Annotated in this window: 1 protein-coding gene; it reads left to right on the forward strand. The window is 70.0% G+C overall.

Going from position 1 to position 227, the window contains the following annotated elements; genetic code table 11:
* The coding region (locus tag AMS67_RS00120; protein WP_277619532.1) for an ABC transporter substrate binding protein at positions 1 to 227 on the forward strand (227 nt) is incomplete at both ends.

Raw genomic sequence — 227 nt, forward strand, 5'->3', positions numbered from 1 at the left:
GGGTACGTCGAGGGCGAGACCGTCGAGTTCACGGAGCAGAACGCCAACGGCGAGGTGCCGACCGCCACCACCATCGCGCAGACCTTCGTCGGCGACGACCTCGACCTCGTGCTCGCGGTCGCCACGCCGTCGGCCCAGGCCGCGATGCAGAACATCGCCGATATCCCGGTGCTCTTCACCGCCGTCACAGACCCGGTGGCCGCCGACATCGTCGAGTCGGCCGAGGC

This window comes from Leucobacter japonicus, from assembly GCF_001273855.1.
GTDB lineage: Bacteria > Actinomycetota > Actinomycetes > Actinomycetales > Microbacteriaceae > Leucobacter > Leucobacter japonicus.